Source organism: Pseudomonas sp. GW821-FHT07F01, assembly GCF_059418825.1.
Map to the genome: position 1 here is coordinate 428,152 of NZ_JBWKQO010000002.1, position 13,926 is coordinate 442,077.

The 13,926-nt window shown below is 62.7% G+C and carries 11 protein-coding genes; 8 read left to right on the forward strand and 3 right to left on the reverse strand.

The annotated features are described in order from the left end of the window. Positions 1-17 precede the first annotated feature (17 nt). From AC07R1_RS08095 to AC07R1_RS08105, 3 genes are all read left to right on the forward strand, one after another. Entirely contained in the window at positions 18-728 is a 711-nt protein-coding gene (locus tag AC07R1_RS08095) for a histidine phosphatase family protein (protein WP_019094330.1), read from the forward strand. 51 nt (positions 729-779) lie between these two features. Beyond that, positions 780-1,094 carry an SCP2 sterol-binding domain-containing protein gene (locus tag AC07R1_RS08100; protein WP_011061945.1) on the forward strand — a complete coding sequence of 105 codons (315 nt, stop codon included), beginning with the start codon at positions 780-782 and terminating at the stop codon, positions 1,092-1,094. A 261-nt stretch (positions 1,095-1,355) separates the two neighbouring features. Beyond that, a complete protein-coding gene (locus AC07R1_RS08105; RefSeq protein ID WP_019094329.1) occupies positions 1,356-3,074 on the forward strand; it encodes a hydrogenase maturation protein in 1,719 nt (572 codons plus the stop codon). 49 nt (positions 3,075-3,123) lie between these two features. On the opposite strand, the gene AC07R1_RS08110 is transcribed toward AC07R1_RS08105, so the two are convergent. Next, on the reverse strand, positions 3,124-5,757 hold the full coding sequence (locus AC07R1_RS08110) for an MGH1-like glycoside hydrolase domain-containing protein (RefSeq protein WP_492617333.1): 2,634 nt from the start codon (positions 5,755-5,757) through the stop codon (positions 3,124-3,126). 200 nt (positions 5,758-5,957) lie between these two features. Here AC07R1_RS08110 and AC07R1_RS08115 point away from each other — a divergent pair, with 200 nt between their 5' ends. Together AC07R1_RS08115 and AC07R1_RS08120 are read left to right on the forward strand one after the other, a co-directional pair. Continuing rightward, positions 5,958-6,230: a hypothetical protein gene (locus AC07R1_RS08115; protein ID WP_181003051.1), complete on the forward strand. Its 273-nt coding sequence runs from the start codon at positions 5,958-5,960 to the stop codon at positions 6,228-6,230. Positions 6,231-6,579: 349 nt separating this feature from the next. Then, entirely contained in the window at positions 6,580-6,849 is a 270-nt protein-coding gene (locus tag AC07R1_RS08120) for a hypothetical protein (RefSeq protein ID WP_183001488.1), read from the forward strand. An 82-nt stretch (positions 6,850-6,931) separates the two neighbouring features. Here AC07R1_RS08120 and AC07R1_RS08125 read toward each other — a convergent pair whose 3' ends face one another. Together AC07R1_RS08125 and AC07R1_RS08130 are read right to left on the reverse strand one after the other, a co-directional pair. Then, positions 6,932-7,300: a hypothetical protein gene (locus AC07R1_RS08125; RefSeq protein ID WP_159892919.1), complete on the reverse strand. Its 369-nt coding sequence runs from the start codon at positions 7,298-7,300 to the stop codon at positions 6,932-6,934. Positions 7,301-7,542: 242 nt separating this feature from the next. Then, positions 7,543-10,704: a DEAD/DEAH box helicase gene (locus AC07R1_RS08130; RefSeq protein ID WP_495110397.1), complete on the reverse strand. Its 3,162-nt coding sequence runs from the start codon at positions 10,702-10,704 to the stop codon at positions 7,543-7,545. Positions 10,705-10,919: 215 nt separating this feature from the next. Between AC07R1_RS08130 and AC07R1_RS08135 the strand changes: the two genes are divergently transcribed. The 3 genes from AC07R1_RS08135 (at position 10,920) to AC07R1_RS08145 (ending at position 13,926) form a co-directional block, all read left to right on the forward strand. Beyond that, positions 10,920-11,690 carry a FadR/GntR family transcriptional regulator gene (locus AC07R1_RS08135; RefSeq protein ID WP_072449937.1) on the forward strand — a complete coding sequence of 257 codons (771 nt, stop codon included), beginning with the start codon at positions 10,920-10,922 and terminating at the stop codon, positions 11,688-11,690. 102 nt (positions 11,691-11,792) lie between these two features. Further along, a complete protein-coding gene (locus AC07R1_RS08140) occupies positions 11,793-12,995 on the forward strand; it encodes an ABC transporter substrate-binding protein (protein WP_495110398.1) in 1,203 nt (400 codons plus the stop codon). A gap of 70 nt (positions 12,996-13,065) precedes the next feature. After that, complete coding sequence (locus AC07R1_RS08145; RefSeq protein WP_011061951.1) at positions 13,066-13,926, forward strand: branched-chain amino acid ABC transporter permease; 861 nt, start codon at positions 13,066-13,068, stop codon at positions 13,924-13,926.

Consider the following 13,926-nt stretch of genomic DNA (forward strand, 5'->3'; position numbering starts at 1 on the left):
ACCGGGATGACGCGGACGTGGGCAGCATCTACTTGATTCGACATGGCCAAGCCTCCTTCGGTGCAGACGACTACGACGTGCTGTCGGCTACCGGCGTGCGCCAGGCGGCGGTGCTCGGCGAACATCTGGCAGCGCTGGGCATCGGCTTCGATCGCTGCCTGTCCGGCGATCTGCGGCGCCAGCAGCACACCGCCCAGGCCGCTCTGGAACAGATGAGCGCCGCAGGCTTTGACAGCCCGGCCCTGGAAATAGATTCCGCCTTCAACGAATTCGATGCCGACGCCATCATCCGCGCCCTGCTGCCCGACCTGCTGCCCCAGGAACCCGAAGCCCTGAACATCCTGCGCAACGCCGCGCAGAACCGCGGTGAGTTCCAGCGCATCTTCGCCCTGATCATCCAGCGCTGGCTGGCCGGCACCTACGACCCACCTGGCCTGGAAAGCTGGCTGGGTTTTGTCGAACGCGTCCAGGGCGGCCTGCAACGGATTCTCGAAGCAGCCAACAACCAGCAGAAGATCGCCGTGTTCACCTCCGGCGGCACCATCACCGCCCTGCTCCACCTGATTACCCGGATGCCCGCCCAGCAGGCTTTCGAACTGAATTGGCAAATCGTCAACACCTCGCTCAACCAGCTGAAGTTCCGCGGTCGCGAGGTGTCCCTGGCTTCCTTCAACGGTCATGCCCATCTGCAACTGTTGAAGGCCCCGGAGCTCATCACCTTCCGTTGAGCCCGGCTTACTGTGACCCTTGCTGTAACCACCCCATAAAAGGATCGAACCATGACCTCCGTAGCTGACGCCGTACAAGCCATGCAAGCCAAGTTCAACCCAGCTGCCGCTGCCGGCCTGGACCTGGTTTTCGGTTTCCGCATCGATGACTCCAAGCATTTCTCGCTGGTCGTCAAGGACAGCACCTGCGAACTCAAGGAAGGCGAGAACCCGGACGCCCAGGTCACCCTGGTGATGGACGGCGAGACCCTGGACGGCATCGTCAGCGGCGAGACCGACGGCATGCAAGCCTTCATGGGCGGCAAGCTGCGCGCCGAAGGCGACATGATGCTGGCCATGAAACTGAGCGAGCTGTTCCCAGCCTAAGACCGCGCAAGGTCCGGCTGTACCCGAATCCCGCCCCTGTGGCGGGATTCGTCGTTTCTGGCTGCCGCAACCGCTCTGGCCCGTGCCTTTGCCCTGAATCAATACCGCTGGGCGGCTGGCATTTCAGGCGAGACGCTTGATTGATCTCGGTCAGTTCCCACCCCGCAACGCCCCTCTACTCTTGCGCCTTCCATCGCGGCCAGGGACGGCTCAGCCGGAGCCACCTGCCATACCGCCATCACTCACGGAAGAGTCTGCATTATGCGATCACTGAAGATCATCCTGCTGTCTACCGCCTTCAACGGCCTGACCCAACGCGCCTGGCTCGACCTGCGCCAGGCCGGCCACCGCCCTAGCGTGGTGCTGTTCACCAGCGAAGAAGAGGTCTGCCGGCAGATCGAAGAGGCCGAGGCCGACCTGGTGATCTGCCCGTTCCTCAAGGACCGGGTCCCCCAGCAACTGTGGAGCCACCCCAAGCGCCCGGTGGTGATCATCCACCCCGGCATCGTCGGCGACCGCGGGGCCAGCGCCCTGGACTGGGCCATCAGCAAGGAACTCAAGCGCTGGGGCGTCACCGCGTTGCAGGCGGTGGAAGAAATGGACGCCGGGCCGATCTGGTCGACCCACGAATTCAACCTGCCCGCCGGGCTGCGCAAGTCCGAGCTGTACAACGGCCTGGTGAGCGACGCGGCGATTCACTGTATCCGCGACGTGGTGGAGAAATTCCGCAACGGCTACACCCCCCAGCCCCTGGACTACGACAAACCCTCGGTCCTCGGGCGCCTGCAACCGAACATGAAGCAATCCGACCGCACCTTCAGCTGGCACGACAGCGCCCAGTTCATCAAGCGCAGCATCGATGCCGCCGACGGTCAGCCCGGCGTCCTGGCCAGCCTCGCCGGCGGCCAGTACTACGTCTACGACGCCCACCTGGATTCACGCACCGGCATGCCCGGGCAACTGCTGGCGGTGCACGACGACGCAGTACTGGTGGCCTGCGGCGATCACAGCTTGTGGATCGGCTCCCTGCGCCAGAAGCCCCAGCCTGGCGAGGAAACCTTCAAGCGCCCCGCCCGCCACGTGCTCGGCGAGCGCCTGGCCGATGTCCCGGTGCTGGACTGGTCGGTGGCCAACAGCCCGTTCAGCACCGAGGCCTACCAACCTATCCGCTACCGCGAAACGGGCAAGGTCGGCGAACTGACCTTCGAGTTCTACAACGGCGCCATGAGCACCGAGCAGTGCCAACGCCTGGTCAGCGCCCTGCGCTGGGCCAAGGCCCGGGACACCCAGGTGCTGCTGGTGCGTGGCGGCCGCGGTGCCTTCAGCAACGGCGTGCACCTCAACGTGATCCAGGCCGCCGAAGTACCGGGCCTGGAAGCCTGGGCCAATATCCAGGCCATCGACGACGTCTGCCTGGAACTGCTCACCGCCCGCCAACTGGTGGTCAGCGGCCTGACCGGCAATGCCGGCGCTGGCGGCCTGATGCTGGCCCTGGCCGCGGACGTGGTCCTGGCCCGCGCCGACACCGTGTACAACCCCCACTACAAGAGCATGGGCCTGTACGGCTCCGAGTACTGGACCTACAGCCTGCCCCGCGCCGTCGGCCAGGCCATGGCCAAGCAACTGACCGAAGCCTGCCTGCCCATCAGCGCACTCCAGGCCCTGCAGATGGGCATGGTCCAGGAGATCGGCCCGCGCTGCCCGGACGAGTTCGGCCTGTGGCTGCTGCAACGGGCCAACGGCGTGCTCAACGACCCGCGCTACCAGCACCTGCGCCAGCGCAAGCTGGATGCCGACCCGCAACTGATGCAGCACTGCCGCAACGCCGAGCTGGAAGAGATGCACATGGACATGGTGCAGAACCGCAAGGGCTTCGCCGAGAAGTGCAGCAACTTCGTCTACAAGCGCAAGACCTGCTGCACCCCGGAGCGGCTGATCGAAGCCTGGGCCAAACCCCAGGACATCGCCCTGGTGGGCTGACCCAAAGCCTCCCCCCCTGAACCGTCGCCCGGGTCGCCGGGTGACAACTTCAGCGCTGTGGCTGCAACAGCAACGCCACCAGCGCCGTCCAGCCGGTCTGGTGGCTAGCCCCCAGGCCGCGCCCGGTTTCGCCATGGAAGTATTCATGGAACAGCACCAGCTCGCGGTCCTCGGCCTCCACCTGCAACTGCGGGTAGCCGCTCATGGACGGCCTGCGCCCGTCCTCGTCCAGCAGAAACAGTCGCGTCAGGCGCTGGCTCAAGCCGTCGGCCACTTCCTCCAGGGACGCCAGATACCCGGAGCCCCGCGGGTACTCCACCGAGAAGTTGACGTCGTAGTAGCGGTGAAACTCGCGCAGGGATTCGATCAGCATGTAGTTGATCGGCATCCACAGCGGCCCGCGCCAGTTGGAGTTGCCGCCATACAACCGTGAATCGGACTCCGCCGGCACATAGCGGGCACACAACTGCTTGCCGTCCACCTGCATGGCGAACGGCTGCTCGAAGGCCTTGGACAGGGAGCGGATACCGAAGTCCGAGAGGAACTCGCTGTCATCGAGCATGCGCTTGAGCAGGTCCTTGGTACGCTCGCCGCGCAACAGCGCCAGGAGCATGCGGTTACCCTTGCCCGGCTCGTACCAGCGCGACACCAGGCTCGCCAGGTCCGGCCGGTGATGCAAGAAGCCCAGCAGGCGCTGGGCCAGCCCCGGCAGGTTTTCGTGCTCATGCTGCTCCAGCACCTGCACCGCGAACAGCGGCATCAGGCCGACGATGGAGCGCAGGCGCAGGGGTTCGTTCTGCCCATCAGGGCGGTGCAGCACGTCGTAGAAGAACTGGTCCTGTTCGTCCCACAGCCCCTCGGCGCTTTCATCCACGCGGTTGATGGCCCCGGCGATATACAGGAAGTGCTCGAAGAACTTCACCGCAATGTCCACGTACACCCCATTGCGCTTGGCCAGTTCCAGGGCGATACGCATCAGGTCCAGGGCATAGGCCGCGACCCAGGCCGTGCCATCGGCCTGATCCAGGGCGAAACCTTCGGGCAAGGCGGCGGAGCGGTCGAACAGGGCGATATTGTCCAGGCCGAGGAAGCCGCCCTGGAACAGGTTGCGGCCTTCTGCGTCCTTGCGGTTGACCCACCAGGAAAAATTCAGCAGCAGCTTGTGGAATATGCGTTCGAGAAAATCCAGGTCACCGACGCCAGTCAGGCACTTTTCCTGCTGGTAGACCCGCCAGCAGGCCCAGGCGTGCACCGGCGGATTGGCGTCGTCAAAACGCCACTCGTACGCGGGCAACTGGCCGTTGGGATGCATGAAGCGATCCTTCACCAGCAGCAATAACTGCTGCTTGGCAAAGCCGGGATCGATCAGGGCAAAGGCTACCGCCTGGAAACCCAAGTCCCAGGAGGCATACCAGGGGTACTCCCAGGTGTCGGGCATGGAGACGATGTCGCAGTTGGACAGATGGCGCCAATGGGTGTTGCGCAGATGCTCGCGTTCACTAGGGGGTACCGGCTGGCCGGGATCACCATCAAGCCACTGGTTGACGTCGAAGTAGTACAGCTGCTTGGACCACAGCAACCCCGCCAGGGCCTGGCGCTGGACATTGCGCGCGTCGCTACTGGCGATACCTTGCTGCAACGCCCCGTAGAACTCATCGGCCTCGCGCCGGCGCTGCTCGAACAGGCGGCGGGCGCTGACCGGTTCGCTACCGGCCGGGGCAAAGCGCAGGAACAGGCGCTTGCTCTCGCCGCCCGCCAGATCCAGGACGAAGTGCGCCGCCACCCGGGTGCCACCATCGAAACTCACCGCACTGGCCTGTCCATCCACCAGGTAGTCGTTGAAACCATCCTTGAACGGCCCGGGTGACGCCAGCCCGTCCAGCTTGGGGAAATTGCTGTCGTTGTTGCAGAACAGCCACTGGCAGGGCTCGGCCCCCCAGGCGGTGATCTGCCGGTCGGGCAGTTGCCCATGCCGCGCCAGCACCTTGTCGCCCTCCAGGCGCATGCTCGGCCGCGGTGTGTTGCCGCCCCAGCTCCAGGTGTTGCGCGCCCAGACCTGGGGCAGCACCCGCAGCCGCGCCGGCTGGTGGAAACGGTTGTGCACGGTGATGTGCATGAAAATGTCATCGGCCGTGTGCTTGGCGTATTCCACCGTCACGTCGAAGTAGCGGTTGTCCTCGAAAACCCCGGTATCGAGGATCTCGTACTCGGTGTCGTTCAGGCCGCGACGGGCGTTTTCCGCCACCAGATCGGCATAGGGAAAGGCCGCATGGGGGTACTTGTAGAGCATGCGCATGTAGGCATGGCTGGGCACGCCGTCGAGGTAGAAGTACAGCTCCTTGACGTCCTCGCCGTGGTTGCCCTCGGCATTGTTCAGGCCGAACAGACGCTCCTTGAGAATGCTGTCGTGTTCATTCCACAGCGCCAGCCCCAGGCACCAGTGCTGGGCCTTGTCGGAGAACCCGGCCAGCCCGTCCTCGCCCCAGCGGTAGGCACGGCTGCGGGCATGTTCGTGGGGGAAGTAGCTCCAGGCGTCGCCATCGGCGCTGTAATCCTCGCGCACCGTGCCCCACTGCCGTTCACTCAGGTATGGCCCCCACTGGCGCCAGAGCTCGGCGTCGCTGCCCTGCAGGCGCCGGCCTTCAACCGTATCGAGGATGCTGCTGGTGGATTTTGCCGGCATCGGGGAGTGTCCTTGGCCATGGAGGTGACTTGCAGTGTAGGAGCAGCCCGTCTCGCTGCCCCGTGACAAATGTTTCACGTTGCGAAGACCTGAGGCCGCGAAAACAGCGCGAAAAGCCTGTGGCAGAGACCGCGCGGTTAAATTTTCCGTCCCTGGCTCGTTATAATCGGCAACCCTTTTTTGGCCACGCGGATTCGATGATGTTCAGTTGCAAAGCGTTTTTCCCGGCCCTGTTACTGATGGCCACCTGTTCGGCCCAGGCCGCAGGCCTGGACCTGAGCTACCCGCAACCGCCGTTGCCGGCCACCGCCCAGGCCCCGGCGCCAGAGAGCGACACGCCGAAGCTCAAGTTGCAGTTCAAGCCGGCTATCAGCTATGAGCACAATTGCAGCGGCCAATGCACCTACGAAACCAATATCGACCAGTTGCACGACCGCGAAACCCGCCACAGCGCAAGCGTCGGCTTCGACTGAGCCCCGCCATTGAACCTGTGGCGCGCTTGATCCACACTCCCGCTCCTGAGTCCTACAGCAAACTCAGAAAGTCCTGTCGTGCCAGTGCCTTGTTCCGTTTTGGGGTAAATGCCTATAGTCCTGGGTCGTCCTGATGACGAACGGGTTTGGCGACCCGATGACCGTGTGCGAGAGCCCTGTGCTTGCTTGCAGGGCTTTTCGCATCCGTAACGCTGCCTATATGGCGGCTGTACGCGGGAGACCTTCGGGTCTGCCGGCTCCCCGGTCCCGGTTCGCCAACCTGCGTACAGCTGCCACCTTTCGTTTGGCGACGATCCAGTGGCGCTCTTAACCGACCGAGGCGTTACTTATGAACAGATACATGCCGATCACCGGCCACGACTGCACCATCCCTTCCCTGCTGATCGATACCCAGGCCCCTGCCGACGTGCTGTACGAAGCGGCCGCCTATCGCATCCGCGCCGTCACTCAACTGCTGGAAAACTTCGCCGCCCGCCCCGACATCCCCGGCGATGCCGTGGTGCTGCAAGAGTTGGCATTGGTTTGCGCCATTCCGCTGCGCGATGGCTGTGACGTGCTGGATGTACTGGGCCGCCAGCTGCAAGCGCAGCCACGCTGAACCGGTAGGAGCCGGCTTGCCGGCGAAGAGGCCCATGAGCCTTGTGCAAAGCTTGAGGCCGCCTTCGCGGGCAAGCCCGTTCCTACAACGATCGGTTGGAGTAGTACCGATAGAGGTCTTCGTCCGGCCAAACCTCTTCGTAAGCACTGATAAGTCCCGCCAAGGCATGACTGCGAGGATTGATGGAGGGCTGGTAAAGCGCCAAGGCGAAGCACTTGACTTCCTCCCATTGCAGCTCCCGCATGCAGAACTCCACAACCTCCAAGGGCGTAACGCGAGAAGACAGCATGATCTTGAATTTCTCTACAAACAGATCCCGGGCCTGCGGATAAGACTTCACCAGGTTCAGGATATCCAGCAAACGCGACTCGAAGCGCGTGTCGCCCGTCTCGTCATAGGACAAAGCGGCCAGTGCACAGAGCTGGTCGAAGGTATCACTGATGCTAGTCATTGCTGTTCTGCCCCATCCCTGAATCCGCTTGAATACCTGTCACGATGAAGCGCACAACTTGAGATGAAACGCCGCGCCGGCTTGCTGGCGAAAAAGGTCCGCGAACCTTGTACAGAAAAGCCGTCTTCGCTGACAAGCCAGTACTTGCATAAGTAAGCGCTGAGCGAGGATGTTTACTGCCTCGCCCTTGGCAACAGCACACAGGTACTGATTATTCTCGCGACATCAGCTGACATGACCTGTCAGGACGGAGCCGCAGCCATGGCCTCACTCGCTGGGTGTTGCACTTGCGCCCGGGATAACAGGTCCCGGGCCACTTCGAAATACTGTCGATCCCCCCACAGGTTCTGGTCCCCCAGGATGTAAAGGTGTTTTTTCGCCCGGGTGACGGCGACGTTCAGCAAGTTCGGAGTGGAGCAAGCCCAATCAATCGCCCCCATGCGCGTGGAGTCACACCCCAGCACAAAGAAAACGATATCGGCCTCCTTGCCTTGAAAGGTGTGGACCGTGCCAATGCAACTGCTGACCCACCCCGCCAGATTGGCGGGAGGCGGCACCTCGGCGCCCAGAACTCGCCTCCAGGCCGCAGCATTGCCCAACAGACTGACCAGCCCCGCCTTGACCTCGCGGAACGGGGTGATGACAAACACCGGCGGCAGCAGCGCCCCACCGTCCCTCAGAGCCGCCTGGTAAAGCTTTGCCAGCTCGCGCAGCAATCGTTGCCCTTGGGCTTCGATGTACTTCGTACCGTCCGCCGACTCCCCCGACACACTCCACCAGGCACTGGCACCCAATAACGGATGGGCAACGATGCCGGAATCCTTGGCATGGCGCATGCGCTGGGCGTAGGCGATGCGGTTGGAAATCTCGAACATCGGGTTGTCACAGCGGCGGTGCATGACCAGCGGAATACCGATGAATTTTTCAGCGTCCAGAGGATGCCGTACACCCTGTCCATAGCCACGGTCGGCGAAGGTCTGCACCGAGTGGCTGTCGATCGCGTAACGCGAGCGCGAATCACCGAGCCAGTGCCGGCCCAAGGTATCGAGCAGACGGGTCGATTGCGTCACCACAGGCTCGATCTGCAAGGGGTCGCCCACCACTACAACGCGCTTGGCGCGCATGATGGCACCAACGGCCGCTTGCGGCGGGGCTTGACCGGCTTCGTCGATGATCAGCCAACCCAGGTCTTCAGCTTCAAGGCCGGCAAACTGCGCACGAATCGAGGCGAAAGTACTCGACACCACCGGGGTCAACATAAACAGCCACTGCCATAAGGCACGCCTGGCGGGCAACAGCGGTGGACGCTCAAGCATGGCGCTCAGTGCGAACACCAGATCAGGGCTCGCGACTTCAAGAAAGAACGCTTCGTGCAAGGTCATCGCGGCAACGAACAAGTCGCTGCGGGCTTCATTGAAAGCAGCCCCCTGCCAGAAGGCGTGCTGCTGATTCGCCTGACTGTCCAAAGGCGCACCGTCCCACAGGTAGACGCCGCATTCCTGGATCAACCCCGGCAGGTCCCGTAGTTCACTCTCGAAAGCGCGCGCAAGCTCCAGATCATCACTAGCAGACACCCATTGCTGATAGAGCGGTTTGCGAAACCACTGGGCCAGCCAGCGCCACCATGCGGGGCCAAGCTTGCGTTCCAGGGTATTTTTTTTGGCCTCCAGACGCTCCAGCAGACGCTGCGTGCCCTCGATCAGTGACGCCAGGTGCTGCGGGCTCAGCCTCGGTGCAGCCGGCCATAACGCCTGGACCGCGGGAAACGCCTGCTGCAAGCGCTCATACAATGCACACAGAACCTGCAGCCGCTGACGCTGTTCATCATGGATTTTACGCGCCTTCAGGTAGCGCTCCTTGGCAACCTTGAAACCGAGCTGTCGATGACGGGTGCTGGACTTGAAATGCCAGTACGTCATGGCGCCGACCTTTTCCCAACTGCCGAGGTCGACCTTGCTCTTGGCAATAAACGTGTCACCCGGTTTATCCGCAGGCGTTGCGGCGCGATTGCCAAAAATGTCGCGTAACCGCCGGCGGTTGCTTTTTCTGCCCAGTGCCGCCGCGACCAAGCCCCAGACTGGCTCTGGGGTTTTCCAGGGTTTGTCGCCCTGACAACCGGCGTAGCGAGTCGCGACCTCCTGAAAATAACTCAGGTGCTGGACGCGCGCGGCGTCGATGCCCTTGAGCTGAGGCAACTCCAGGGACAGATTTTCCACGGCGCCGTTATTGGTAGAGGCCACGAGCATCTCGAAGCCGGTCAGCGTTTCAGATAACAGCGGAATCCGATAACTCCTCTTGCTGAAAACCGCATCGATCACTTGATCACTGAGGCCATCCTTGGCCACCGTCAGTTGTGCCAGCGCATCCGCCCTGCCGACCACCAAATCGGCGATCAAGTCACGCAGCAAGGTGGTTTTTCCGGTGCCTGGTGGGCCGTTGACCGCAAGGATCTCACCCTCGTCCATCGCTCCCATGGTATTCAGCGCAAACTGCTGCATCAGTGATTGCACGTGCTGGCTTGCAGCAGGCCAGCGCCCGCCAATGCCATTTTCCGGGCGCAACGTGCGGTTTATTGCCTGTTGCCCGGACTCGCTATCCAGGTCCAGCTTCTGCGGGTCGAGTGTCGACAGATACGCCCGCAAAGCACGCGCAGGCCGCTCGCTGCTCAAGAGACGTTTGGCCTGGACAAGGTCATGCACGTAGAAGCTGTTGAGGATCACCAATTCATCAGCAGGCGCCATCGGCTCAGGGCTGTCAGTTGATACTTCGTCAGGCTGAACCGAAACCGCACCGTTGCGAGGCTTGGCGATCGGCCAAATATCCATGTAGGCCAGGTCGGTCTGTGGCAGGGTCCATCCGGCCCATTGCTCCAGGTGCTTGAGCACTTGGGGCAACTGTTTCGCGCCCAGGCGCTTGTCTGCCCATTGCGACTGTTCATCAGCCAGGACGCGTTTGAGTTCACGTACGCTCTCATCGAAAGTCACGGCACACAAGGCACCGATATCGCCGCTGGCCAACCGGCCTAGCGCCCACGGCAAGGCCGAAACACTCAGGCTCTCAAAGTTGGGTTCACCGTTGGGACCCAGGGTCAATTTGGCGTAACAGGTAAGGCCGGTTGCTGCCATCTCGCCATCGCGCACCTTGGCCACTTCACTGATCGAAGGACTGTCGACATAGTCTTCGATCATTCGCGTGACATGAGTGACATCGAAGGGCAGCAAATAGAGCACGCGACGGTGCCCCAGGTATTTATCCCAGAGCCCACTGGCTAACCAGGTCTCGGTCAGCCGCTCGACACTGCGTGATTTACGCGCGGCGTCCAGGGGCTGATCCAGGTCGTATGCATTGAAGAATTCGACGCTGTGCCAGAAGTCCAGCACCTGCTCGTGATCGGTCATCGTCATGATGAGAAAGAAATCCTTTAGAAATTCCAGCTCGAAAATACAGTGATGGCAAAGCGCTGTCTAACGCAGCCGCCGGCTCCAGTGAACCCGACACAGTTATCTGATTACGCCGCCTCAACACCAAAAACGACACCCCATTCCCTCAGGCGGTTGACGCGTCGCCCTCATCTCTATTTATTACTATTTATCCGCATTAATACGATAAATAGCCGCCCATGCTGAAACGCCCCGTTCGCCGCAAACGCCAGAAGCTTTCCGACGTGATTGTCGAGTCGGTGAAGCGTTCCATCGTCACCGATGCCCTGCGCCCCGGGGATCGCTTGCCCACCGAGAAGGAGCTGATGGAAAGCTTCCAATGCTCCAAGGGCTCGGCCCGGGAGGCGCTCAAGGCGCTGGAGGTGGAAGGCCTGGTCAACACTCGCACCGGGCCAAACGGCGGCGCCTACCTGAACCAGGCCGGCACCGAGCCGGCCAGCCGCGCGCTGCGCAACTACCTGCACTTTCAGCACATGGACGGCGAGCAGGTCTATCAGCTGCGCAAGGTGATCGAGGTGGAGCTGGCGGTGTCGGTGATCGGGCGCTTGAGCGAGGCAGATTTCAAGGCCCTGCAGGACAACATCGACTTCTGCAGCCAACCCGAGGACAGCGAGGCCGGCCAGCGCGAGCAGCGCATCGCCGAGCTGGAGTTCCACAACCTGCTGGGGCGGGCCTGCCCCAACCCGCTGCTGAGTTTCATGGCGCAGTTTCTCAACGATTTGCTGCGCGACCTGGTGGTGCTGAAGAAGGCCTACAAGCCCAAGCGCAAGCAGTTCGACGCCGCCAACCTGGATTACCACAAACGCTTGCTGCTGGCCTTGCGCGCCGAAGATGAAAGCGCAGTGCGCCAGCTGATGCACGAACACATGTGCGACGCCGAGCACCACATGACCGCCCTGGAAGGCGAAGTCACCCAGCACTTCCTGCTGGAGTTCGACCACCACCGATAGCGCCCGCCGTCCACCGCTTTGCCAATAACAAGCCTGAACACAGGCTGCTACGTCGATTCGCCATTGCCACTCCTGCCAATAACTAAACCAGGGAGTTACCCCATGCAGCGTCGTACGTTGTTGAAAGCCGGTCTGGCCGTTAGCGGTGCCCTCAGCCTCGGGCTGGGGGTACGCAACGCCTTTGCCGCCGAACCCTTTACCTTTTACGGTTTGAAGTCGATGTCCGGCGCCTTTGCCAGCTACGGCAAGTTCGCCGACATGGGCTCGCGCCTGGCGGTGGAGCAGTACCCGACCCTGCTGGGGCGACCGCTGCACTACAAGGTGATCGACACCGAGGGCAACGCCGGCAAGGCGGTGCGCCGGGTCCAGGAGGCGATTGCCCAGGACGGCGCACGGTTCTTCCAGGGCTGCACCCTGTCGTCTTCGGCGCTGGCGGTGGCCAAGGAGGTGGGCAAGGTCGGCGGGGTGTTCATGACCCCGGTGGGCGCCGATGAGGTCACTGGCAAGGACTGCAATGCCTCGACCTTTCGCTGGTCGGTGCCAACCTACGGCGCCATCCGCGAAACCATGGTGCCGCTGATCAAGTTGCTGCCCGAGGCCAAGCGCTGGTACACCATCACCCCGCAATACGTGTTCGGCGAAGCCTTGCTGGAAGGGGCGAAGCAGGTCTGTGCCGAACATGGCATCGAGCACATCGGCAACAGCTACCACTCCTTGCAGGAGCAAGAATTCTCCGGCTACCTGACCAACGCCATCGCCGCCCGCCCTGATGTGCTGGTGCTGTTGAACTTCGGCAGCCAGTCATCCAACGCCCTGCGCCAGGCGGTGAACTTCGGCATCAAGGAACGCATGAAGGTGCTGCTGGTATGGTCCGCCGGGCTCGACCAGTTCCAGGAGCTGGGCAGCGACGTCTTGGAAGGCGTCTACCTCGGCGCGCAGTACTGGCATCAGGTGGACACCCCGCTCAATCGCGAACTGGTGAAGCTGACCCAGGCCAAGTACGGCATCAACCCCACCTACCCGCTGGCCGCCGACTACATCGGCAGCAAGATCATCCTCGACACCATTGCCGCCACCGGCAGCTTTGACGGCGCTACCGTGGCCAAGGCCATGCAGGGCCTGGCCTACCAGGGCCCCACCGGCGAGGAGAGCATCCGCGCCGGCGACCATCAGGTGATCAAGGATTACTACCTGCTGGTGGGCAAGGCCGCCGCCACGATGCGCGACAAGGACGACCTGGCCGAAGTGCTCAGCGCCGGTCGCTCGTTCCCGGATGTCAGCGCCACCGGCTGCGCCCTGGCCTGACGCTCGACACTTCTATCGCTGGCTACAGGCAGCGGGCTCCGTCCAAGGGCTCCCTGCCGAGGGTTCCTGCATGCTTAATTTGTACCTGTTCCAGATCCTCAACGGCCTCGGGCTGGGGATGATCTACTTCCTGATCGCGGTGGGCCTGACGATCATTTTCGGCCTGCTGAACTTCGTCAACTTCGCCCATGGCGCGTTCTTCGTGCTCGGCGCCTACATCTGCTACACCGCCGTCAGCCTGACCGGCAACTTCTGGCTGGCCCTGGTGCTCGCGCCCCTGGTGGTGGCGGCCCTGGCCTGGATCATCGAGCGCCTGTTGATCCAGCGCATCTACCACTTGCCGCACATGTTCCAGATCCTGGTGACCCTGGGCATCGCGCTGATCATCCAGGAAGCCAGCGTGATGATCTGGGGCCCGGTGGGCAAGGCCGTGGCGGTGCCGGAACTGCTGCGCGGGGTGCTGGTGATCGGCGACTTCGTCTACCCCTACTACCGCCTGTTCCTGATCCTGTTCTCGGCCCTGGTGGGGCTGGGCCTGTGGCTGCTGCTGGAGCGCACGCGCTTCGGTGCCCTGGTGCGGGCCGGCAGTGAAAGCACCGAGACCGTGTCGCTGCTGGGCACCAATATCTTTCGCCTGTTTTCCATGACCTTCGCCCTCGGCGTGGCCCTGGCCGGGATCGCCGGGGTGCTGTTCGCGCCCTTGCGCGGCGCCCAGCCCTTTGTCGGCCCGGAGATTCTCGGGGTGGCCTTCGTGGTGGTGGTGATCGGCGGCATGGGCTCGTTCGGCGGCGCCCTGGTGGGCGGCCTGCTGGTGGGGGTGGTGCAAAGCCTGATGACCAGCCTCTGGCCCCAGGGCGCCAGCCTGATGATCTACGGCGCCATGGCGGCAGTCATTCTGGTGCGTCCTTACGGCCTGTTCGGGAGAGCATGA

Coding starts and splice junctions, on each gene's coding strand:
- AC07R1_RS08105 (WP_019094329.1), top strand. CDS start 1,356: ATGCGATCACTGAAGATCATCCTGCTGTCTACCGCCTTCAACGGCCTG.
- AC07R1_RS08135 (WP_072449937.1), top strand. CDS start 10,920: ATGCTGAAACGCCCCGTTCGCCGCAAACGCCAGAAGCTTTCCGACGTG.
- AC07R1_RS08145 (WP_011061951.1), top strand. CDS start 13,066: ATGCTTAATTTGTACCTGTTCCAGATCCTCAACGGCCTCGGGCTGGGG.
- AC07R1_RS08110 (WP_492617333.1), bottom strand. CDS start 5,757: ATGCCGGCAAAATCCACCAGCAGCATCCTCGATACGGTTGAAGGCCGG.
- AC07R1_RS08125 (WP_159892919.1), bottom strand. CDS start 7,300: ATGACTAGCATCAGTGATACCTTCGACCAGCTCTGTGCACTGGCCGCT.
- AC07R1_RS08120 (WP_183001488.1), top strand. CDS start 6,580: ATGAACAGATACATGCCGATCACCGGCCACGACTGCACCATCCCTTCC.
- AC07R1_RS08115 (WP_181003051.1), top strand. CDS start 5,958: ATGTTCAGTTGCAAAGCGTTTTTCCCGGCCCTGTTACTGATGGCCACC.
- AC07R1_RS08100 (WP_011061945.1), top strand. CDS start 780: ATGACCTCCGTAGCTGACGCCGTACAAGCCATGCAAGCCAAGTTCAAC.
- AC07R1_RS08140 (WP_495110398.1), top strand. CDS start 11,793: ATGCAGCGTCGTACGTTGTTGAAAGCCGGTCTGGCCGTTAGCGGTGCC.
- AC07R1_RS08130 (WP_495110397.1), bottom strand. CDS start 10,704: ATGACGATGACCGATCACGAGCAGGTGCTGGACTTCTGGCACAGCGTC.